The organism is Vibrio sp. VGrn 2 (assembly GCF_009361695.1).
Taxonomy (GTDB): domain Bacteria; phylum Pseudomonadota; class Gammaproteobacteria; order Enterobacterales; family Vibrionaceae; genus Vibrio; species Vibrio diabolicus.
This window is the reverse complement of record NZ_RBWD01000001.1, coordinates 321102-343757: the sequence shown is the minus strand read 5'-3', so window position 1 is coordinate 343757 and position 22656 is coordinate 321102. Positions and strand designations below refer to the sequence as shown.

Annotated in this window: 22 protein-coding genes; 6 read left to right on the top strand and 16 right to left on the bottom strand. The window is 44.8% G+C overall.

The window, feature by feature from the left end; genetic code table 11:
- Nucleotides 1–11: 11 nt before the first annotated feature.
- On the bottom strand, nucleotides 12–1376 hold the full coding sequence (locus D8S93_RS01630; RefSeq protein WP_046874979.1) for a sodium-dependent transporter: 1365 nt from the start codon (nucleotides 1374–1376) through the stop codon (nucleotides 12–14).
- A gap of 376 nt (nucleotides 1377–1752) precedes the next feature.
- On the opposite strand from D8S93_RS01630, the gene D8S93_RS01625 reads away from it, so the two are divergent.
- On the top strand, nucleotides 1753–4299 hold the full coding sequence (locus D8S93_RS01625) for an Ig-like domain-containing protein (protein WP_152811734.1): 2547 nt from the start codon (nucleotides 1753–1755) through the stop codon (nucleotides 4297–4299).
- Between the two features lie 127 nt (nucleotides 4300–4426).
- On the opposite strand, the gene D8S93_RS01620 is transcribed toward D8S93_RS01625, so the two are convergent.
- Both D8S93_RS01620 and D8S93_RS01615 read right to left on the bottom strand, forming a co-directional pair.
- Complete coding sequence (locus D8S93_RS01620) at nucleotides 4427–5170, bottom strand: YggN family protein (protein ID WP_005385316.1); 744 nt, start codon at nucleotides 5168–5170, stop codon at nucleotides 4427–4429.
- A 61-nt stretch (nucleotides 5171–5231) separates the two neighbouring features.
- On the bottom strand, nucleotides 5232–5711 hold the full coding sequence (locus D8S93_RS01615; protein WP_054867209.1) for a GreA/GreB family elongation factor: 480 nt from the start codon (nucleotides 5709–5711) through the stop codon (nucleotides 5232–5234).
- A gap of 76 nt (nucleotides 5712–5787) precedes the next feature.
- On the opposite strand from D8S93_RS01615, the gene D8S93_RS01610 reads away from it, so the two are divergent.
- On the top strand, nucleotides 5788–7713 hold the full coding sequence (locus tag D8S93_RS01610) for an ATP-dependent DNA helicase RecQ (protein ID WP_193621567.1): 1926 nt from the start codon (nucleotides 5788–5790) through the stop codon (nucleotides 7711–7713).
- Here D8S93_RS01610 and dinB read toward each other — a convergent pair.
- The 11 genes from dinB to bolA form a co-directional block, all read right to left on the bottom strand.
- On the bottom strand, nucleotides 7710–8774 hold the full coding sequence (gene dinB, locus D8S93_RS01605; RefSeq protein ID WP_053809828.1) for a DNA polymerase IV: 1065 nt from the start codon (nucleotides 8772–8774) through the stop codon (nucleotides 7710–7712). The two genes, D8S93_RS01610 and dinB, sit on opposite strands and share 4 nt — an antisense overlap.
- A gap of 75 nt (nucleotides 8775–8849) precedes the next feature.
- Entirely contained in the window at nucleotides 8850–9083 is a 234-nt protein-coding gene (locus tag D8S93_RS01600) for a DUF2789 domain-containing protein (protein ID WP_012841486.1), read from the bottom strand.
- Between the two features lie 231 nt (nucleotides 9084–9314).
- Nucleotides 9315–9548, bottom strand: coding sequence for a (Na+)-NQR maturation NqrM (gene nqrM, locus D8S93_RS01595; RefSeq protein WP_005436655.1), 234 nt, complete (start codon nucleotides 9546–9548; stop codon nucleotides 9315–9317).
- A 22-nt stretch (nucleotides 9549–9570) separates the two neighbouring features.
- Nucleotides 9571–10575, bottom strand: coding sequence for an FAD:protein FMN transferase (locus D8S93_RS01590; protein WP_319802947.1), 1005 nt, complete (start codon nucleotides 10573–10575; stop codon nucleotides 9571–9573).
- A 155-nt stretch (nucleotides 10576–10730) separates the two neighbouring features.
- The gene (nqrF, locus tag D8S93_RS01585; protein ID WP_005380271.1) at nucleotides 10731–11954 is read right to left on the bottom strand and encodes an NADH:ubiquinone reductase (Na(+)-transporting) subunit F; all 1224 of its coding nucleotides are present in this window, start codon (nucleotides 11952–11954) and stop codon (nucleotides 10731–10733) included.
- Nucleotides 11955–11987: 33 nt separating this feature from the next.
- A complete protein-coding gene (nqrE, locus tag D8S93_RS01580) occupies nucleotides 11988–12584 on the bottom strand; it encodes an NADH:ubiquinone reductase (Na(+)-transporting) subunit E (protein ID WP_005380270.1) in 597 nt (198 codons plus the stop codon).
- A gap of 7 nt (nucleotides 12585–12591) precedes the next feature.
- Complete coding sequence (locus tag D8S93_RS01575) at nucleotides 12592–13224, bottom strand: NADH:ubiquinone reductase (Na(+)-transporting) subunit D (protein WP_005380269.1); 633 nt, start codon at nucleotides 13222–13224, stop codon at nucleotides 12592–12594.
- Nucleotides 13224–13994, bottom strand: coding sequence for a Na(+)-translocating NADH-quinone reductase subunit C (locus D8S93_RS01570; RefSeq protein ID WP_006742550.1), 771 nt, complete (start codon nucleotides 13992–13994; stop codon nucleotides 13224–13226). Before D8S93_RS01570 ends, D8S93_RS01575 begins: the two co-directional genes overlap by 1 nt.
- On the bottom strand, nucleotides 13984–15228 hold the full coding sequence (locus D8S93_RS01565) for an NADH:ubiquinone reductase (Na(+)-transporting) subunit B (RefSeq protein ID WP_006742551.1): 1245 nt from the start codon (nucleotides 15226–15228) through the stop codon (nucleotides 13984–13986). Before D8S93_RS01565 ends, D8S93_RS01570 begins: the two co-directional genes overlap by 11 nt.
- A 5-nt stretch (nucleotides 15229–15233) precedes the next feature.
- The gene (locus D8S93_RS01560; RefSeq protein WP_041853022.1) at nucleotides 15234–16574 is read right to left on the bottom strand and encodes a Na(+)-translocating NADH-quinone reductase subunit A; all 1341 of its coding nucleotides are present in this window, start codon (nucleotides 16572–16574) and stop codon (nucleotides 15234–15236) included.
- Between the two features lie 473 nt (nucleotides 16575–17047).
- Nucleotides 17048–17356 carry a transcriptional regulator BolA gene (gene bolA, locus D8S93_RS01555; protein ID WP_005380262.1) on the bottom strand — a complete coding sequence of 103 codons (309 nt, stop codon included), beginning with the start codon at nucleotides 17354–17356 and terminating at the stop codon, nucleotides 17048–17050.
- Nucleotides 17357–17599: 243 nt separating this feature from the next.
- Here bolA and D8S93_RS01550 point away from each other — a divergent pair, with 243 nt between their 5' ends.
- The 4 genes from D8S93_RS01550 (at nucleotide 17600) to D8S93_RS01535 (ending at nucleotide 21325) form a co-directional block, all read left to right on the top strand.
- The gene (locus D8S93_RS01550) at nucleotides 17600–18754 is read left to right on the top strand and encodes a methyltransferase (protein WP_152811730.1); all 1155 of its coding nucleotides are present in this window, start codon (nucleotides 17600–17602) and stop codon (nucleotides 18752–18754) included.
- 32 nt (nucleotides 18755–18786) lie between these two features.
- Nucleotides 18787–19356 carry a YajG family lipoprotein gene (locus D8S93_RS01545; RefSeq protein ID WP_012841484.1) on the top strand — a complete coding sequence of 190 codons (570 nt, stop codon included), beginning with the start codon at nucleotides 18787–18789 and terminating at the stop codon, nucleotides 19354–19356.
- Complete coding sequence (locus D8S93_RS01540) at nucleotides 19356–19901, top strand: peptidylprolyl isomerase (protein ID WP_012841483.1); 546 nt, start codon at nucleotides 19356–19358, stop codon at nucleotides 19899–19901. The genes D8S93_RS01545 and D8S93_RS01540 overlap by 1 nt, the downstream gene beginning before the upstream one ends.
- 71 nt (nucleotides 19902–19972) lie before the next feature.
- On the top strand, nucleotides 19973–21325 hold the full coding sequence (locus tag D8S93_RS01535) for an AmpG family muropeptide MFS transporter (protein WP_006742554.1): 1353 nt from the start codon (nucleotides 19973–19975) through the stop codon (nucleotides 21323–21325).
- Nucleotides 21326–21388: 63 nt separating this feature from the next.
- On the opposite strand, the gene D8S93_RS01530 is transcribed toward D8S93_RS01535, so the two are convergent.
- Together D8S93_RS01530 and D8S93_RS01525 are read right to left on the bottom strand one after the other, a co-directional pair.
- Nucleotides 21389–22048 (bottom strand): ChrR family anti-sigma-E factor, encoded by a 660-nt coding sequence (locus D8S93_RS01530; protein WP_104970869.1) that lies wholly within the window; start codon nucleotides 22046–22048, stop codon nucleotides 21389–21391.
- Entirely contained in the window at nucleotides 22045–22629 is a 585-nt protein-coding gene (locus D8S93_RS01525; RefSeq protein ID WP_005380255.1) for an RNA polymerase sigma factor, read from the bottom strand. Before D8S93_RS01525 ends, D8S93_RS01530 begins: the two co-directional genes overlap by 4 nt.
- Nucleotides 22630–22656: the final 27 nt, after the last annotated feature.

The following is a 22656-nucleotide window of genomic DNA, read 5'->3' as shown; positions in this document are numbered from 1 at the left end:
AGACGTTTCGATTAGCCGAATGAAGCCCAGATGACCGTAGCCACAAGAATTGGACATACAAACTTCACATACGCTGGCCATAACTTACCAAACCAACCTTGCGTAAACTCCGGGCAACCTTGCTCAAGCTCTTTGATTTTTGAGTTGCGATTCCATACCCAACCACCAAATAAGCAGAATAAGAGCGCAGCGGTTGGTTGTAGATACTGAGTAGCAACCGTCGCGACCATACCAAATAGAGCGCCAAAGTTATAAACAATCACCACACTGAACAAGGCGATGAGACCACCTAAAACCCAGCTCGTTGCGCTACGCTTGGTGTTGAAACGCTCACTCACTAACGCCACTGGACACTCTAACATTGAAATTGAAGACGTTAGCGCCGCAATCGTCAGCAATAAAAAGAACACAATAGAGAACAATTGACCAAGCAAACCTAAGCTATCAAACATCAACGGCAATACGGTAAATACCAACGTATCAGAGCTTAATAGAGAGCCATCTTCAGCATAGATTTGAACGCCTTTTTGCATCGCAACAAACATCGCTGGCATCACCACTAACCCTGCAATGAAAGCAACGGCAGTATCTACCATGGTCACGTTCATCGCCATCTTTGGTAGGTTCTCTTTCTTACTCAAGTAAGAGCCATAAATCAGCATTGAACAGCCACCGATCGTAAGCGAGAAGAAGCCCTGCCCCATTGCAGCAAGAATCAACTTGCGGTCCCATACCTTTTCGAAATCCGGTACCAAGTAATGCTTTAGCCCTTCCATCGCACCGTTTTGCGTCATGATGTAAGCAAACAGCAGGGCAAACAGAACAAACAATGCTGGCATCAAACGTGTGGACCACTTCTCAATACCTTGTTTTACGCCACCTTGTACGATGAGAATCGTTAGCACATAAAAAGTAATGGCTCCGAACAAGTTACGTTCAACGCTAAAGCCCTTTAGCCATTGAGTTGCAGCTTCTAACCCCATTAGATCTGTGATTGCACCCAGTAAAAAGCAGATCAGCCAACCACCGACTATAGAGTAAAACGCTAAAACAGCGCTTGGTACGCTTAAACCAATCCAGCCCACAATACCGCCGAGCTTTTTACCTACCGGATGATTGGTAAGCGAACGCATACTATCTACCGGATTGGCTTGACCATGACGACCAATCGCCATTTCAACCACCAGCATAGGAAATGCGACGATAAGAATCATCACCAAATAAACCAACAGGAAAGCCCCGCCGCCATTACTGGCAGCTTGGGTTGGAAAGCCCCAAATATTGCCAAGGCCAACTGCGGCACCTGCGGCTGCTAAGATGAATCCGAGACGAGAGCCAAAATGCTCACGAGGCTGAGAAGAGGTTTGCTGTGTCATACTACTCACACAAAATATCATTGAACTAGCTAACTAGTACACTATAGCAATATTCACTATTCAACAAGAGCGCTCCGGTTAAATACTCGACAGTTGAAACAATTCACAGTCATTCAGCTTGTAAATTTTAACGTACATCTCACATTCATCATTCTAAGACCTAGCGACTTTTGTCTTTTTCACACGCCTAGAATTTGTGCTTCTTCTATCGTGAAGTGAGCCGAAAAATAATGAGCTTTGGTGTAAGGAACGAATAGTTCCTCGTGATACTGTGTCGAAAAGCAGAATATTGTGCTTCGCTTTTTCCCCCTTATGTCTATTTATCAGCTAGTTATTACTCTGTTCTCATTTATATCCATGACTCAAGGAGAGGAAAATGAAGGTCACTCTACTTCACGGAGCGATGGTTGCAGCACTCAGCGTCAGCTACCAAGCTCAAGCCTATAACTGCCAAAGCCTACCCGACTGGGACAGCACTGCGACTTATACATCGGGCACTTTAGTAAAAACGCAAGGAGCCGCTTACGAGGCCGCGTATTGGACGCAAGGCAATGACCCTGTTACCAATTCAGGGGCTTGGGAGGCATGGAAAGCGTTAGGGCAATGTGATGGTGGAAGCAACAACCTAGAGCCAACAGTGTCATTCTCCTCTCCAACAAACAACGCACAAATTCCCGAAGGCAGTGCGATCACCTTGCTAGCCAACGCAGCCGACGAAGATGGTCAAATCACACAAGTTGAGTTTGTTGCAGGCAACCAAACGGTTGCTGTGGCAACTCAAGCACCATTCGAAGCATCTTGGACCGCTATTGAAGGTGTCTCGCAATTGACCGCAATTGCGACCGATAATGAGGGAGCCGTTACCACCACGACGATTTCTATCCAAGTTCAACCACAAGTCGAATTACCGCCACCAAGCATTTCATTGACAAGCCCAGTAGGCACAGAAGTGCTTAATGTAGGCGATAACCTAACCGTAGCCGCTCAAGCTGATGATATTGATGGTGTGGTCACACAAGTTGAGTTCTTCGTGAACAATCAATCCGTTGCGATTGATACCAGCGTACCTTACGAATATCAATGGACCGCGAATGCTGGTACACATTCGTTTAAAGCACAAGCGACTGATGACACATACCTCGCAACCATGAGCCAAGAAGTAACGCTTGTTGTTAGTAATTCAGAAACAGGGACGGGCGGATGTTCAGATGCAGTGCCTTACGCGGCGGGAACGAGTTATCAAGTTGGCGACCTGGTTTCTCACTTCAACCAAAAATATCGTTGTGATGTTGCGGGTTGGTGTTCCTCGGATGCGACATGGGCTTACGAGCCAGGTGAAGGGTTATACTGGCAAGATGCTTGGAGTGGCCTAGGTGCTTGTTCGACGCCACCGCAAGTTACCATTACGGCACCAACGGATGGACAAGTCGTGCTCGCTGGCAGCAATAACGAAATCACGGCTAACGCAAGCGATGCTGATGGCACAGTCACGCAAGTTGAGTTTTTTGCGAACAACACCAGCTTAGGGGTCACCACTCAAGCACCATATTCCGTTACTTGGAACGCCACACTTATTGGCGCTAACCAGCTTAAAGCCGTCGCAACCGATAATGATAACAACACGTCAGAGTCCTTGGTTGGTGTGGAAGTCAGCGATAAAGATTTGGTCGTCTCACTGACTTCACCAAGTAGCGGTCAAACCGTCGGCTTAGGCAAAAACCTCGCATTAAGTGCCGATGCAACATCTTTAACCTCAGGCATTAAACACGTTGATTTCATGATCAACGGCTCTATTGTTGCAACCGATACCACGGCACCTTACACAGCCAACTGGACACCAACTGCACTTGGTAACTTTACAGTTAGCGCCCAAGCTGTGGATTTGTCAGGAAGCAATGCATTGTCTGACGCAGCAGCAATAACGGTGGTTGAGCAAGCAGAGAAACGTCATAAACTCATCGGTTACTGGCACAATTTTGTAAATGGGGCTGGCTGTCCAATTCGTCTAGCGGATATGGCTGATGCGTGGGATGTGATTGATATTGCCTTTGCCGAAAATGACCGCAACAGTGATGGTACCGTGCACTTTAATCTATATTCAGGCGATATTTACAGCGATTGTCCAGCGCTCGACCCAGCACAGTTCAAACAAGACATGGCAGCGCTTCAAGCTAAAGGTAAAAAGTTTGTTCTCTCTCTTGGTGGCGCAGAAGGCACGATTACGCTGAATACCGATCAAGACGAAGCCAACTTTGTCTCTAGCCTAACAGGTCTTATCGCTGAGTGGGGCTTTGATGGTCTTGATGTGGATTTAGAGAGTGGATCTAACTTGGTTCATGGCTCGCAAATTCAAGCTCGCCTTGGTCGTGCTTTGCTTCAAATAGAGCAAAACATGGGTGGCGATATGTACCTAACCATGGCACCTGAGCATCCTTATGTTCAAGGCGGCTATGTGGCTTACAGCGGTATTTGGGGAGCTTACATTCCTGTGATTAATGAGACACGCAGCACGCTCGACCTGCTTCACGTCCAGCTATATAACAACGGTGGTTTGCCAAACCCATATCTGCCAGGCAGTGCACCAGAAGGCTCTGTGGATATGATGGTAGCGCAATCTAAAATGCTGATCGAAGGCTTTGAATTGGCCGACGGCACTCAGTTTGCACCACTACGTGATGATCAAGTCGCAATCGGCTTACCTTCAGGTCCTAGCTCAGCAAATTCAGGGCAGGCTCCGACACAGAATATTATCAGCGCACTAGATTGTTTAACCAAAGGCACTTCATGTGGCACCGTTAAACCAGCGTTCATTTACCCGAATTATGCAGGGATAATGACGTGGTCTATCAACTGGGATCAGCATGATGGTTTTAACTTCTCAAAACCTGTCGGCGATAAACTCACTCAGATGAACGCGCAGTAAGTTGTTAATGAGCAAACGAATAACATCGTCTTGCTTTCATTACTTGTTCAAGTATGTAAAAAACGAAAAGAGAGCACAATAGTGCTCTCTTTCTTTATACCATTGAGTTCTACTTTTTGAAGGGTAATTAAATCGTAAATACTCGGTAATCTTTTAGCTCAGGGATTTTCTTCAACAAATCGTCTTCTTGCCCTGCCATGTCATCCAACGAGTCACACAAGTCTTCTGCTTGTTGCTCTACCTCTTTCGAATGCTCAGCTAAACGCTCTTCTACTTTCGCGCTGAGTTCAGCCATACTCTCCGATAATGCAGTGAGGTTTATTCCCCCCTCTTCCTTCATTTTTTTCGATAAAGCATCCAACGAACTCGCTAAAAACTCTTTATTGAAGATCTCTTGTGCTTTTGCAAAGTCTTCAGTCCACCCTTGTGTCATGGACTCAAAACTTTCCGCTGGTAGAATGAAATCACCATCTTTGTAGTAACGTGATTCAACATCAGCGAAAAAGTCCTGTACTGCGACTTTGACGTTATCAAACGCGCCAGGTGCGTCTAGGCTTTCCGCGACATCATCGATGATGTCATTTGCAAGCGCTAAACCATCACTCGCCAACTGCTTTGCTTGTGGAATATACGCGTTCATTTTTTCGCGATAGTCTTCAATTGCCGCTTTCTGGTCGGCATTGAGTTCAATTAGCTCACCTTTGATGAAGAGGTTGTTATCCTCATCCACAACCGCTTTGTCACCCGTCGTTTGGCGAATTTCCAAGCTTTGCCCATCCATACGGACTTCATTATTGATGTCCACACGACACTGCGCTGCATAACCAGTAGCACTGACCATCAGCAATGAGAGTGTAAAAAGCTTTTTCATGTCATTCTCTTTTATTTAACATTACTCGTGTTAAACATAACACTGAGTGATACATGAGATGTCAGCAAACCGTCACGACTTCGTAACAAGTTGTTTTATCTCCTATTTTTACATCAATCTCATCGCCTTCTTCTTTCCCGAATAACGCTCGACCAAGAGGAGATTTTGCTGTTAAGACAAAAACTTCCTGAGCCTGATATTTAACAGTCAGACCACCAGAACAAGGGCCTACAAAGAAGTGCTTTTCAAGCAAATTCTCATCTGCGAGAACGACGTAAGCACCTACACCAACAGGTGCGCCTTTAAAGTCGCGAGTCACTAGAGCGCGATATTGACGCAGCTCGTCTTCACTCTCTTGGATTCGCATAGCTTGTCCATGAGCAAGATACGCGGCTTCAAGTGCTAACGTATCGTACTTATGCTCGGGAACAGTTTCTTCATCTGTCGCGGCATCAATGGCTCGCTGAGCAGATGCATGGGCCACTTGAAGTTTTTCTTCCAGATGTTGGATGATAATTTGGACTAAGTCAGCTTTGTTCATACTTTTAGGACGCGCGTTTGGCACTCAGGGTGTGTTAATGTACCTAAGTTTACCATCAAAGAAAGGTTTCCCTATTATGCAAAGTGACTCGCTGCATCAAACACTTCAATCCGTATTTGGTTTTGACTCATTACGCCAAGGTCAACAACCTGTTATTGAAGCGGTTATGAATGGTTACTCTGCTGCGGCCATCTTTCCTACGGGTTCGGGTAAGTCTCTCTGTTACCAATTGCCAGCAACCGTATTGCCCAATCTTACGTTGGTGATCTCGCCGTTGTTGGCGCTAATGAAAGATCAGCTGAACTTTTTGCAAAGTAAAGGGATCCCAGCCGCTTCTATCGATAGCAGTCAAAGCAAAGAAGAGTCACAACGCGTCATGGCAGGGGTAAAAAATGGACAGATCAAAATATTGATGATTTCTGTTGAGCGCCTAAAGAACGAGCGTTTTCGTGAGTTCATTCGCCAAGTGCCGATCTCTTTGATGGTGGTTGATGAAGCGCACTGTATTTCCGAATGGGGACATAACTTCCGCCCTGATTATCTCAAGCTACCGCAATATCAACGTGAACTGAACATTCCACAATCTTTGCTTCTCACTGCAACAGCAACGCCCGCAGTTATTGAAGACATGAAACAAAAGTTCGATATTGCCAGTGAACATATTACCGTTACAGGCTTCTACCGCCCCAATCTGGATATCTCGGTTATCCCATGCGAGGAAGCAACGAAACAAGAAAAGCTAAGTGAAATCATCGCCTCTTCTCCTAAGCTTCCGACTATCGTATACGTGACACAACAGCAGACAGCAGAGCAAGTAGCAAAATCACTAATCCATATTGGCATTAATGCTCACGCGTACCATGCAGGTATGAAAAGCGACATCCGTGAACAAATCCAACAGCAGTTCATGGATAGCCAAATTGACTGTATTGTTGCAACGATTGCATTTGGTATGGGGGTCGATAAATCTGATATCCGCCGCGTCATTCACTTCGACTTACCCAAATCGATCGAGAACTACGCACAAGAGATTGGACGTGCAGGCAGGGACGGGCAACGTTCTGAGTGCATTCTGCTGGGCAATACGTCCGGCTTAACGGTGTTGGAAAACTTTGTCTATGGTGACACACCTGAACTAACCTCAATTAACTATGTAGTCGAGCAAGCGAAAGAACATGCTCCACAATGGGAGGTAGTGCCACTGCGTTTATCGCGTGAAAGTAATATCCGCCAATTGCCACTCAAAACCTTGTTGGTTTATTTGGAGCTACATAAACTCATTGAAGCAAAATACAGTTACTTTGCGGAATATCGCTTTAAGTTTTTGCACGATCAGCAATTTATTGTGAATCAATTTCAAGGCGAGCGACGTCAATTCGTGGAGGCTATTTTCTCCTGCTCGCAAAAAGCCAAAGTATGGTGCCAAGTTGACCTAGAAGCGTTATGGATGAACTATCAATCGGAACGCAGCCGAGTTGTCGCAGCCCTCGACTATTTTCACCAGAATGGTTGGATAGAGCTAGAGAGCAAACAACTGACCGACGTGTACTCTGTTTTGCCAACCACACATAGTTCTGATGTTTTAATCCAACAACTGTATGAACTGTTCCAATCCAAAGAAAGCAAAGATATCGAAAGAATTCACACCATGCTGCGCTTGTTCCAGTCAGAGCACTGTTTGAGCTCACAATTGGCGAACTACTTTGCTGATCACAATGCACCAGAGCAATGTGGTCACTGCTCCGTGTGTCGTGGTCAAGTCGCTTCGTTCCCAGCACCACAAGGTGAGGATATTGAGCCACCTCAAGTAGCAATGTGGGTGCAGGAATTTATTCAGCTCTCCCCTTCAGCTATCAGCAATGATGCTGTCGCCCGCTTCTTGTGTGGCATTAGTACCCCTTTAATTAGCCAGCTAAAAGCTTCAAAACTGTCAGGTTATGGTGCGATGGCCAACACAAGCTTTGAGCAAGTATTAGATCAGGTAGAAGCAGTAAGAGCCTAGAAAAAGCTCAATTGACGCGCTTGGTTCTCGGGCTTGAGCATCACGTTCAAGCCTAAAAGGCGTATTTCCCGTCCGTTTTGGCGCTTAAGAATATCTCTTAACAAGATCTTGAAGTCCTCAAGCTCTAATTGCGGATGGATATGCTCAATTGTTGTCAGTTGAAAGTCGGCAAATTTGACTTTAATACCTTGTTTAATAATCGATTTATCTGGGCTTGCACGCTCTAAGCGTTTCTCGAGTTCAGGATAAAGTTTATCCTCGATCACTTGCCAACATTCATCATAGCTCGAGATATTCTGGCTGAATGTTCGTTCCACACCGACGGATTTTCTCTCTCGCTCAACGACGACCTCTCGATTATCAATTCCATGGCTACGCTGCCATAAAGATGCTCCCTGACGACCAAACTGTCTCAGCAATTCACGATAGTCGCTGTTTTTAATATCCTCACATCGATAAAAGCCCGCTTGATGTAGCTTCTCAAGACTCACCTTCCCAACACCAGGAATGTTTTCCAGCGGAAGTGTATCGATAACTTCCTGGACCTTATCTGGCGGGATAACAAACTGACCGTTGGGTTTATTCATATCAGAGGCGACTTTGGCAAGAAACTTAATCGGTGCAATGCCCGCCGATGCCGTCAGCCCAAGCTCATTCCAAATGTCGCGTCGAATAGACTCTGCGATCAACGTTGCGGAGCCACGACAAGCTGTAGAGTCCGTGACATCGAGGTATGCTTCATCTAATGATAGAGGTTCAATGATAGGCGTATAACGCTCAAAAATAGCACGAATCTGCTGAGAGACTTGTTTGTACACGTGCATTCGACCGGGAACGACTAGTAAATGGGGGCAGAGTTGCAATGCTCGCGCCGTTGACATTGCACTACGAACGCCATATTTGCGCGCCTCATAATTACAGGTGCTAATCACGCCACGCTGTTTTTCATGACCGCCAACGGCGAGTGCAATGCCACGGTAACTAGGATTATCTCTCATCTCAACGGCAGCATAAAAACAATCCATATCGACGTGAATGATTTTTCTGATTCGGTCTGACATAGCCATTAAACACTGTTCAAAAACACAGTATAAATTAAATCTGCCTTGATAGAAATGAGAGTTTGTAAACGTGCTTTAATCTCGTAACATCACATCAAGCTGATCGACCAACTCTGCCCAGTCTGCGTCTTCTTCAATGGCTTGTTTGAGAAATGTGGCCTGCGAACTTGTCCAAAAGCTGGCTTCATGCAGAGGGGCTGAAGCTCTTTTGTGCCGATGTTCGTTAATAAAGTCCTTTATCTCTTGAGGAGAGCTGCCGAGGCCTAGTTGTTGAAACAATTCAGCCATACCGTGTTGATGCATTTCCATATTTCCTCCTAAGTTGACGCGCTTTAGTTTGAGTATATAACCAAATAACAGTTAAGTACGGTGATTAAAGGGAAACGACTTGGCTGTGAAGTCTGCACCGACTTAAGCTTCCGGTCATCCTAGATTAAACGTAGCAAGCAAAGTATAAACTCTCAGAGAAGTAGAGCGAGAAATATAAAATAACCCAGCTTTGGCTGGGTTATTTTGTATTACTATTTGGATGATCGATACTTAAGCAATTCGATCTTTTTCCCATGCAGCCAATTTCTCAGCTCGCGCCGCTTCACGTGCTTCACGTTTCTTACGCGCGTCACATGGTTCTGGACAGTTACATACTTTCTCAATACCTACTGCACCAAGACCGCCACAGCTACCCTTCACTACTTTCTTCTGGAAGATGTAGCCAACAGCCATCGCTGCGATTACCGCAACAAAAACTGCAAACGTAATTAGAAATGTACTCATAAGAACATGCTCACTTCTGTTGTTATTTCTTCATGAACGGCTTGTATGCTTCCGAAGCCAGCTCTTTAAAACCATTTTCCGTCTTCACAATCATGAAAACAGGAATATTATTTTCGTTCGCAATTGCCATGCCTTTGTCTTCACCTAGCACCATAAGACCAGTTGCAAGACCATCAGCAGTCATCGACGATTTATCTAATACCGTTACAGACACCACTTTATGATGAATAGGTTTGCCTGTTCTTGGATTAATAATATGAGAGTATCTCACACCATTACTCTCAAAGTAATTACGATAGTCACCACTTGTTGCAATTGCCATGTCCCCTGGTTCAATAATTTCTTGAATTGAGCGCTCATCAATAGTCGGCTTTTCAATCGCTATGCGCCACGGCACGCCTTCACGATTCACGCCTTTGAGGCGCATTTCGCCGCCCACTTCTACCATGAAGTTATAAACCCCTTCAGATTGAAGGTAGTCAGCAACCACGTCAACCCCCCAACCTTTAGCAATAGTTGATAAATCGACATACAAGTTAGGAATATCTTTGGACAATTTATTGCCATCAACAGATAGGTGGTGAATGCCAGTATTGGCTTTGCGTGCCGCTAGCTCTTCATCTGTAGGAACGACATCAGGGCGAGCTTCTGGGCCAAAGCCCCACAGGTTAACTAAAGGGCCGACTGTCACATCCAATGCGCCTAAAGTAAGACCGTTGAGACGAATCGCTTCTTTGACTACGGTTGCTGTTTGTATCGATACAGTAAACGGCTCACTCGTTTGATGCTGGTTAAAGCGACTTAATTCTGAATCATCACGGTAAGTCGACATTTGATCATTAACCTCTTCCAGTAAGCGATCAATTTCCGTCTGCATCGCTTTTGGCGTAGGAATACCATCTTGCTCGATATACTTGATGTTATAAGAAGTCCCCATGGTAGGGCCACTTAGATGAATTTGATCTGCTGGCTGCTCACAGCCAGCCAAAATCAATAGAGAAGCGAATGCAACAAGCCACGTTTTCACTTGTTAACTCCCAATGTTGTTGAATTGATATGGGGAATGGGACCGATTACTTAAATCCAATTACCTATATCAACTGTTGAATATTATTTTTACTTCTACAAAAAATAATGGCTAGCTCTTAGAGAGCTAGCCATAGATTCAATCACTTGGAGGGATTAACCACCGAAGTCATCTAGTAGGATGTTTTCATCCTCTACACCTAGATCTTTTAGCATGCCGATAACAGCCGCATTCATCATAGGTGGACCACACATGTAGTACTCACAGTCTTCTGGCGCTTCGTGATCACGTAGATAGTTCTCGTAAAGAACGTTGTGAATAAAGCCAGTGTAACCATCCCAGTTATCTTCTGGAAGTGGATCAGACAGTGCACAGTGCCATACGAAGTTGTCATTCTCAGCTTGTAGCATATCGAAGTCTTCTACGTAGAACATTTCACGCTTAGAACGTGCGCCGTACCAGAAAGACATCTTACGCTTAGAATGTAGACGCTTAAGTTGGTCGAAGATGTGTGAGCGCATCGGAGCCATACCAGCACCACCACCAACGAATACCATTTCTGCATCTGTATCTTTCGCAAAGAACTCACCAAATGGACCAGAAATAGTACACTTGTCGCCTTCTTTTAGAGACCAGATGTACGAAGACATGATACCTGGTGGTACGTCTGGGTTGTTCGGCGGCGGAGTTGCGATACGAACGTTAAGCATGATGATACCGTGCTCTTCTGGGTAGTTAGCCATTGAGTATGCACGGATTGTCTCTTCGTTAACTTTAGACTCGTAACGGAAAAGGTTGAACTTCTCCCAGTCTTCACGGTATTCCTCAGGAATATCGTAGTCTGCGTATTTCACGTGGTGAGCAGGTGCTTCAATCTGGATGTAACCACCAGCACGGAAAGGTACTGATTCGCCATCTGGGATTTGTAGCTTAAGCTCTTTGATGAATGTCGCTTTGTTATCGTTAGAGATAACGGTACATTCCCACTTCTTAACGCCGAAGATTTCTTCAGGAAGCTCGATGTCCATGTCAGTTTTCATAGCAACCTGACACGCTAGGCGCTCACCTTCACGCGCTTCACCTTTAGTAATATGGTCAAGCTCGGTTGGTAGGATGTCGCCACCACCTGATTTAACTTTTACGCGACACTGACCACATGAGCCACCGCCACCACAAGCAGAAGATACGAATACGCCAGCACCGGCTAGAGCACTCAGTAGCTTACCACCTGGTTGTGTAACGATCGCCAGAGAAGGGTCATCGTTCACAGAAATTGTAATGTCACCTGTTGGTACAAGCTTAGACTTAGCGAAAAGAATCACTAGTACTAGTGCAAGTACGATCAGAGTAAACATCACTACACCAAGAATAATGTCCATTGACTATTCCTTAATTGTTGCGGTTTACCCGACTTACAGTTGAACACCAGAGAAAGACATAAAGCCTAACGCCATAAGACCTACAGTGATAAATGTGATACCAAGACCACGTAGACCTGGAGGTACGTCAGAGTACTTCATCTTCTCACGGATACCTGCAAGAGCAACGATTGCCAGCATCCAGCCCACACCAGAGCCGAAACCGTAAACGATAGATTCAGCAAAGTTGTAGTCACGTTGTACCATGAAAGATACACCACCGAAGATTGCACAGTTTACTGTGATCAGCGGTAGGAAGATGCCTAGCGCGTTGTACAAAGGTGGGAAGAAACGGTCTAGAACCATCTCTAGAATCTGTACAAGTGCTGCAATTACACCGATAAAGGTGATGAAGTTTAGGAAGCTAAGGTCCACGCCCTCAACTAACGCGTTCTCTCTCAGAACTAGGTTGTATACTAGGTTGTTCACAGGAACAGCGATAGTCAGTACTACCACAACTGCAACACCTAGGCCGAAAGAGGTCTTAACCTTCTTAGATACGGCAAGGAAAGTACACATACCTAGGAAGAAAGACAGAGCCATGTTTTCGATGAAAATCGATTTAACTAACAGACTAATGTAATGTTCCATGACGTCCTTACTCCTTCGCTTCTACTTGTTCTGGTTTCAGAATACGGATTACCCAGATAAGGAAGCCGATTAGGAAGAATGCTGATGGTGCTAGTAGCATTAGGCCGTTAGGCTGGTACCAACCACCGTTGCTCACTAGAGGTAGAACTTCTAGGCCAAATAGTTTGCCTGAGCCAAATAGCTCACGGAAGAAACCTACAGTGATAAGAACGAAACCGTAACCTAGACCGTTACCAATACCGTCAATAAGAGATGGTACTGGCGCAGACTTCATTGCGAATGCTTCAGCACGACCCATTACGATACAGTTAGTGATAATCAGACCAACGAATACAGATAGCTGTTTAGAGATATCGTATAGGTAAGCTTTTAGCACCTGGTCTACCACGATTACTAGCGATGCGATAATTGCCATCTGAACGATGATACGCACACTGTTAGGAATGTGGTTACGGATCAATGAAACAGAGAAGTTAGACAACGCAGTTACAAATGTTACCGCTAGCGTCATTACAAAAGCTGTTTCTAGTTTAGTTGTTACTGCAAGAGCAGAACATACACCAAGAACTTGTAGCGCGATTGGGTTGTTATCCAATACTGGCGCTAGAATGCTCTTTTTAACGTTTTGTGCACTAGACATTAGTTAAGTTCTCCGTCACGAACTTTTGCTAGGAAAGGACCAAAGCCCTTGTCACCTAACCAGAAGTCAAATGTGTGTTGAACACCATTACTAGTGAGCGTTGCTCCTGATAGGCCATCAACACCGTGCTCAGAACCTTGCGGTGCGCCGCCTTTCACGACCTTAATCGCTGGCTGATGATCTTCATTGTACAATTTCTTGCCAATGAATTGATCGCGCCATGAAGGGTTCTCTACTTCACCACCAAGTCCAGGAGTTTCACCTTGCTCGTAGTAAGTAATAGCAGACACAGTGTTACCATCAGTTTCCACGGCTACAAAGGCATACATCATCGACCATAGTCCTTTGCCGTGCATAGGCAAGATAACTTTTTGGACTTCATCTTGGTCTTTTACTAAGTACACCACTGCTGTATTCGCACGACGACGGATATCAGCGACGTCTTCTTCTGGTGTCAATGCGATTGAACGTTCTGCATCTTTTGATGCTTCACGCTGATCGTACGTAGATGCATTACCCTCAGTAAAGTTACCTGTTTCAAGGTCTACCAGACGAGGTTCGATGTACTCAGCAAATAGCTCTGGTACTTTCTTACCGTTCGCGTCAATGCCTGCAACTTCAACGATCTTTGATTGCTTATCTAGGACAGCGTTAGCTTTTTGCTTATCACGCAGACCTACTGCTGCTGTTGATACGATGATTGAACAAACAAGGCTCAACCCGATAACAACACCCAGCGTCTTTTTAATGCTGTCGTTATTACTTGCCATAGCGTGCTAGTCTCCGCTTGATGTTCTTCTCAATCACTACATGGTCGAACAGAGGTGCGAATAGGTTCGCGAATAGAATCGCCAGCATCATACCTTCTGGGTACGCCGGGTTAACTACACGGATCATCACACACATTGCACCAATCAGGATGCCGTACCACCATTTACCTTTGTTAGTAAATGACGCTGATACTGGGTCCGTTGCCATGAAGAACATACCGAATGCAAAACCACCTAGAACTAGGTGCCAGTGCCATGGCATGTTGAACATTGGGTTAGTGTCAGAACCGATCACGTTAAACAGAGTCGATACTGCAATCATACCGATCATTACGCCCGCAATGATGCGCCATGAAGCGATTCGCATGTAAACGATCATCGCTGCACCGATCATTAGAGCTAGAGTCGATACTTCACCAATAGAGCCAGGGATGTTACCGATGAAAGCGTCCATCCAAGTGATAGGAGAACCAGTTACTGTGTTAACTAGAGCACCGTTACCACCTTGAGCCCATTGGCTAAGAGCAGTTGCACCAGAGAAGCCGTCAGCTGCAGTCCATACTACGTCACCCGAGATTTGCGCTGGGTAAGCGAAGAATAGGAATGCACGACCTGCAAGTGCAGGGTTAAGGAAGTTACGACCTGTACCACCGAAGATCTCTTTCGCAACAACAACACCAAATGTGATACCTAGTGCCGCTTGCCATAGAGGTAGCGTTGGTGGAACGATAAGTGCGAACAAGATAGAAGTAACAAAGAAGCCTTCGTTTACTTCGTGCTTACGCACCATACAGAAAAGCACTTCCCAGAAACCACCAACAAGGAATACTGTTGCGTAGATAGGTAGGAAGTAGGTCGCACCTAGTAGCATCTTACTGCCAACCCCTGCATCAGCGGCAATCGTTCCGCCCAGCATTTCAGTTAGCCAGTAGTGCCAGTTACCAGAGATAACTGTCGCTAGTTGATCACCAGCGTACATGTGGTTAAGCGCTGCAATAGCTTGGCCACCTGCGTTGTACATACCCCAGAACATTGCTGGGAATACCGCAAACCAAACCATGATCATGATACGTTTTAGGTCAACGCTATCACGAACGTGCGAGCTTTTATTTGTTACGATACCTGGAGTGTAAAAAACTGTTGCTACAGCTTCGTACAGGGCAAACCATTTTTCGTGTTTACCACCAGGCTCAAAATGATGCTCGATGTCTTCAAGAAACTTTTTAAGAGCCATGAAAATTACCCTTCCTTCTCGATAGTATCTAGGCATTCACGAAGTAACGTACCGTACTCGTACTTACCTGGACATACAAAGGTACACAATGCTAGATCTTCTTCATCCAGTTCAAGCGCACCCAGTGCTTGAGCACTGTCTGTATCACCTGCACATAGATCACGAAGCAGCAGAGTAGGCTCCATATCTAGAGGCATTACGCGTTCGTAGTTGCCAATTGGAACCATTGAACGATCACTACCATTGGTCGTCGTTGTCATATTGAACAACTGACCTTTGAATACGTGACCAAGGAAAGAGCGAGTTACCGAGAACTTATTCTTACCAGGCATTGCCCAGCCAAATAGTTCTTTCTCACGGCCTTCACGTAATACAGAAACCTGTTGATGGTAACGGCCAAGGTATGCGTGTGGACCAGTTGCATGTGTACCTGTCAGTACAGAACCAGAAATCACACGAACTTCGCCAGGCATCAGCTCGTTATCTGTTAGGTCATCTAAGCTTGCACCGATTACGGTACGAACTAGACGAGGGTTATTCACAACCGGACCAGCTAGAGACACAACACGATCTGTGTATAGCTCACCAGTTAGGAACAGCTTACCGAACGCGATAACGTCTTGGTAGTTGATGCTCCATGCCACATTTTCTGCATTCACTGGGTATAGGAAATGCATGTGGGTGCCAGCAAGACCTGCTGGGTGAGGGCCATCGAAGACGTGTTCTTCTACGTTAGACTGTGAAGAGCGTGGCAAACTAGTGCCAGATTTACATACGTAAACCTTGCCTTCTGTCAGGGCTGAAAGAATGTCTAGACCAGCAATGAATGCTTCTTGTTGCTCATTAATGATCAACTCAGGCTTAGCTGCTAGTGGATTAGTATCCATTGCAGTTACGAAAATAGCCTTAGTAGAAGACTCGATTGCAGGAACCTTGCTAAACGGACGAGTACGTAAAGCGGTCCATAGGCCAGAGTCAACCAACTGAGTCTTGATCACTTCACGATCTAGACCTGAAAGTTGAGCGGCTTCGAACTTATCAAATGTCACCTGCTCTTCACCTGCCACTTCAATCACTACAGATTGAAGGACACGTTTAGCGCCACGGTTAACTTCGATCACTTTACCGGCTGCTGGTGCAGTAAATTTCACGCCAGGGTTCTTTTTATCTTCAAAAAGAACTTGCGCTTTTTTCACTTCATCACCAACGCGGACATGCATGGTAGGACGCATGCCAACGTACTCTTCGCCAAGCAAGGCGACTTTTTTGATGGTCTTACCATCATTAATCACCTGGGATGGAGTTCCTGCGATAGGAAGATCCAAGCCCTTCTTTATTGTAATCATACGCACTTGCACTACTTTTATCGGGAAAAAGATTCTTTTGATTGCGTAACTTTTAGACACGACATCAGTGTCCGGTTTTGATGTTGTTTTAAACATCAAAATCGCAACATCCTATTAAAAATCTCGTCACAAGGAATACGCGAGATTTATCAGGTGCCGTAGTCTAGCATTTTTTAGGAACTTGATGCCATGACCAATCATTAGAATAGAGGGGTTATTTCGGTAGAATCAGGTCTAAAAGGTCAAAGAATAGTCATAACTTTGACCGATCGCACAAATGCCATATTCCATACATATCTTATGGAAAAGTCATATTCATCGCCTGAAATATCCTGCAATTTCCATTCATTTGTTGAAACACTGTTAACACATTTTTTAACCAGAATTTGTGCCACATCAATGCCCCTAAAGAATGTAAAACGAAAAAAGATGGCCTTAGCCACCTTTTCTCTGCACCTTTATATTTTGCGTCTTTAGTGACCGCCACCCATACACATAGGGCTATCAGGAGCGCCATCTTGTTCTCGCTTCCACTCTTCATCAGTGTATGTATGAATAGCTAGTGCATGAATGTGGTTATCTAGCTCATCTGCCAAAATTTGATGAACTTGGCGATGGCGTCCAATCAAACGCTGTCCCGCGAACGAATCACTCACAACAATCACTTTGAAGTGACTCTCCGAGCCTGGTGGCACATTATGCATGTAGCTCTCATTAATCACTTTGAGATAGCTTGGTTGCAGCTCACTGTGTAGTTTCTTCTCTATGATTTCTTGGATCATATTCGTTCCTCATTGATGCGAATTCCATAAGTATATACCTAAGTAAAGCAGACGTGTATCACTCAAACATCACTCTCATTATTGATGCATTTTACGTTCAACTGATTTCAAAGCGCTTGACGCTATGAACATGCCTAGAGAGCGAGCACCACTGAACACGTAAAATTTGACAGCTTTTTGTATCTCGACACGTCATCATTTGCGACAATAACACTTAATTTCTAAATCAACTTACATTTAGCTATGAAAACCGAACTGAATCTTCACGAGCGAAGCCTAACACTTTATCGTTTCCCAAAACGCAGCAATGAAACTCTACAAGCGTGGGATGCCGGTGATGAGTATCTTATTAATCATGTTGAAGAACTTGCTTTGCCAAACAATCAAAACATCCTCGTGATTAATGACAGCTTTGGTGCCCTCTCCTGCTGGTTTTCAGAAAAGCACCATGTGACGCTAATGAGTGATTCTTTCATTTCTCATAAAGGTGTGCAGCAGAACCTTGAGCAAAACCAGTGCAATAAGGTAGCGTTTGCAACCACGATGGATCCCGTACCTTCCAATACTGATCTCGTATTGCTGCAACTGCCAAAAAGTAACCGTCACCTCGTTTGGATACTCAGTCAGTTAAGAAAAGCACTGCCTGCATCCTGCCCCGTCATTGCAGTTAATAAAGCGAAAGACATTCATACTTCAACGCTAAAACTGTTTGAAAAATATTTGGGTGAGACAAAAACCTCTCTGGCCTGGAAAAAGCACCGATTGGTATTTGCTCAAGCAACGGTTGACCCAACAATTGAAGTAAGCCCTTTCACGACTTGGCGCGTTGATGGCGAAGATATCGAACTCAAGAACATGCCAAATGTCTATTCAGGAGAAAGCTTAGATTTAGGTGCGCGTTTTATGCTTCAGCACCTACCTCAAGATCCATTGGTAGATAATGTTATCGATCTCGGTTGCGGTAATGGTGTTCTGTCTGTGAAGTTTGGTCAGCTGAATCCGAATGCTCGATTAACATGTGTTGATGAAAGCTTTATGGCGCTTGAGTCCGCGAAGCAGAACCTACTAGATAACCTTGGTAAAGATAGAGACATACAGTGTGTTGCAAACAATTGTTTGGACGGTTTTAAACACAACAGCTGCTCTATGATTATGTGTAACCCACCCTTTCACCAACAGCAGGCAATCACCGATCATATTGCTTGGCAAATGTTCTGTGATGCAAAGCAAGTATTAAGTGAAGGTGGTAAGTTACTGGTGATTGGAAATCGTCATCTTGGTTACGACGCAAAACTAAAACGGCTGTTTGGCGATAAGAATGTGAAACTTATCGCTTCCAACAATAAGTTTGTGATTTTACAGGCCACAAAAAATCCTGCTAAATTAAGCGCAAAATAAGCTTTAGCAAAATAGTTAAAAGGAATAATAAAATGAGAAAATTGGTACTTGCGGCTTCGGTTGCGTTGCTTGCTGCGTGTTCAGCTCCTCAACAGCCTCAGCTGAATTTGATGCCAGAAAGCACACTGAGCACCAATCCAATTGTTCAAGGCAAGACTTACAGCTTGACCAGCAAAGATGTACGTGCAGCGCAGTACGTGGCGTTGGTGGATAACGGCCGTTCGAACATTCTTCCTCTTCATGCTAAACAGAATTTACGTATTGCGTTAGAAGAAGCATTAGAGAAGCAGTTTTCATCTCAAGGCTTCCATGCCGATCTAAACAGCAACAATGCAATTGAATTAAACGTTCAAGAAGCATTAGTTAACGTAAAACATTCGGTGATGGAAAATGAGATGGATGCGAAAGTCGTGCTTGAAATCACCGCAGAAACACCAGAAGGTAAACTGGTCAAAACTTACACAGGCACTGCGAAGCGTTCTGGCACATTGAGTGCGTCTGATGCCGACATTGAGCAAACACTGAATGATGTAGTGACATTAACACTTAAAGAAATTGCCAATGATCCTGAGCTTCGTCAGTACATGCAGGAGCGTTTCTAATGTTACGCAAGGCAATTCTTTCTCTCGCGCTACTCAGCTGCAGCGTTTGGGCTGGACCAAAAGTGGCGTTTGAAACAACATTAGGTTCATTTACTGTCGAACTGAATGAAGAGAAAGCGCCGATTACGGTAGCGAACTTCCTGAAATATGTAGAGGACGGTAGCTATGAAGGCACTATTTTTCACCGCGTTATTCCAGGCTTTATGGCGCAAGGTGGTGGCTTTAACCAAGATATGCAAATGGTGAAGACTTACGCTCCAATCAAAAACGAGGGTAATAACGGTTTAAATAACGACCGTGCGACGATTGCAATGGCACGCACCAACGCGCCTGACTCTGCTACTCGTCAGTTTTTTATCAATTTAGTCGACAATGATTTTCTAAACTACGGCGCTCGTCCACCGGGTTATGCGGTATTTGGCGAGGTCACGGAAGGATTCGACATTATCCAAAAAATGGCAAAACAGCCAACTACGACGACTCGCGGTATGCGTGATGTTCCCGAGACTCAAATCGTCATCACTAAAGCAACACTACTTAAATAGCCAAAACGATAAGCCCTTTGAATAATCGAAGGGCTTTCTCTTTCAACGGCTTCATTTTATTGGATTGATTTATGTCTTCATTACCTTCCATCACTTGGTTGGAAACGGTAAAAAGTTACCTCGATAAACGACTCATGTGGGTTTTCATGTTGGGCTGCTCTAGCGGCTTTCCGTGGGTACTTATCGGTTCAAATATGTCTGGCTGGCTAAAAGACGCTGGTTTGACCCTATCCGCAATAGGCTACTTTGGTAGTGTCTTTGCGGTTTATGCAATTAACTTTCTCTGGGCGCCACTCGTAGACCGGGTGAAGCTACCAGTGCTCTATCGACTACTTGGACAAAGGCGTAGCTGGATTTTCTTCTGTCAAAGTATTGTACTCGTCGCGACGGTATTTATTGCGGGCGTGAATCCAGCAGAGAACTTGGTGTTTGCGTCTCTACTCGCCTTGTGTATTGCAACCGCATCAGCCACACAAGACATCGCGATAGATGCTTTTCGTATTGATACTTTCCCAAAATCAGAAGAATCTAAGCTGCCACAAGCTTCTGCAATGGCGGTCATTGGCTGGTGGACAGGTTATTCACTACCGGGTTATTTAGCGTTTGTTAATGCTGATAGCGTCGGTTGGAATGGCGTGTATTACGGGATGGCGGTGATAGTCGGCATTCTAATGGTCTTTACGATTTTAGTCGGTGAACCGAAGACTCAACGCGAACAACTTCAGTCTGCCGCTGAACAACGCCACAAAGAAGTGGTTGGTTCAAAAGTCGTGGCTTGGTTTACTGTGACTGTTGTAGAACCTTTCCTTGACTTCTTTAATCGCAATGGCGTCCGTGTCGCGATTACTCTTTTACTGTTCGTTTTCCTATTCAAAATTGGCGAAGCGTTTTTGGGCAGGATGTCGATCGCGTTCTATAAAGATATTGGTTTTAGTAACGAACAAATTGGTTATTACTCCAAACTGATCGGATGGGGAGCCACTATCTTCTTTACCTTTGTCGGAAGCATGTTCAACGTCAGGTTTGGTATTGTACGTGGATTAATGATCGGCGGTATTGCTATGTCTGCCAGCAACTTGATGTTTGCTTGGATTGCATCGGTAGGCCCAAATGAGCACCTGTATTTAGCAACCATTATTGTCGATAACTTTACAACTGCTTTCTCAACCGTCGCTTTTGTTTCATTTTTGACGATTCTAACCGGACAAGCATTCTCGGCAACTCAGTATGCGTTGCTTGCCTCTTTGGGGAACTTCGGACGAACGACTCTTGCTTCTTTCAGTGGAGAACTGGTTGACTACCTCAATGACTGGAGCACGTTCTTTGTGCTTACCGCTGTTATGGTCGTGCCAAGCTTGATTATGTTGTACTCGCTACGACATTACTTTGATGCTTTATTAGAAAAAGCACGTCACAAGCACTAAGAAGCGCATCAAAAAACCACCGAATTCGGTGGTTTTTGTTTTGCGAGATATGAGATAAGAGGTCTATGGGTATAGCCCTTTGCCAAACATATTAAATATACGTGCCACACCTTGAGTAAAGATCATCGGCTCGGTCAATACGGTTAAACACAAGCAATCTTCTCCGGCTTTAGTGTAAGGGCTGTGCTTCACTGAAGCGTCTCGAATCATCAAATCGCCCTCTTCATATTGGCCATCCTCATCACTAAACCCACCATGTAGGATCAATGTAGATTCTAAGCCTTTGTGCGTATGTTGAGGGATTTGCACATCTTCTCCGATGTACATTAAGCTAACACGAGCATCTTCCCCTAGATCAATCTGAGCACTGAAAACCTTGCCTCCGTAACTTCTCCATGACCCTACAAGGTCAGAGAAACGCGCTAAGGTTTTGGGAAGCTCAAAGCTCTTTCCTGCAACATTCACTGCGGCAGGATCTCGGATAACGATGTTATCTGTCGCTGGCTCCGCATTGATAATATCATTGAACATATCGTCGAATTCAGGGACATATTCAGAGGGGATGTCGCTCACGATATTCGCTTGGCTGGCTTCGACATGGTTCACATAAGCTCGGCACTTGGTACATGTTTCTAAATGGGTTGCGACCACAAGACCAGAAACTGCATCAATGCTTCCCGAAGCGTATGCTTCTAACAAGCTGTTATCTGGGTGTTTGTTCATAGTTGCTCCGTATGCATTGAATGCCTTAGCTTTTCTACTGCAAGCCTCAGCCTGGATTTTACGGTACCGAGGGGTATATCAAATAATTCAGCGACCTGCTGATGAGGTAGCTCTTCAAGATACACCGCTTGTAAGACGTCTCTCTGATTTTTCGGTAAAATATCTAAAAATTTAACCACCTGTTCTTTCAACATGTCTTGCTCTGGTGAATAGTGATCAACAAGATCTGGTGGATAATATTCTGACGGCCAAATGTCATCAGAATGAATGTGTAACTCCTTACCTTTCTGCTTTCTCAACAGATCAAAGCATAGGTTTCGGATTATGGTGTATATCCAAGTCGATAACGCGCTCTTTTCCCCATCATAGAGGTGCGCTTTCTGCCAAACTGTCGCCATGGTCTCTTGCACCATCTCCATAGCAACTTGCTCATTACCAACATGTTTGTAAGCGAATTGCTTCAGCTTGGGTGCGTAAAAACGGAATACAAAAGCGAACGCGTCTTTATCTCGAGCCTTCACTTTGTCCATGTAATCGTTCCAATCACTGCGCCCCAGTTTTTTTGGGCTATCACTCATCATAATCGGCCTTAATTTTAGGGAGGAGTC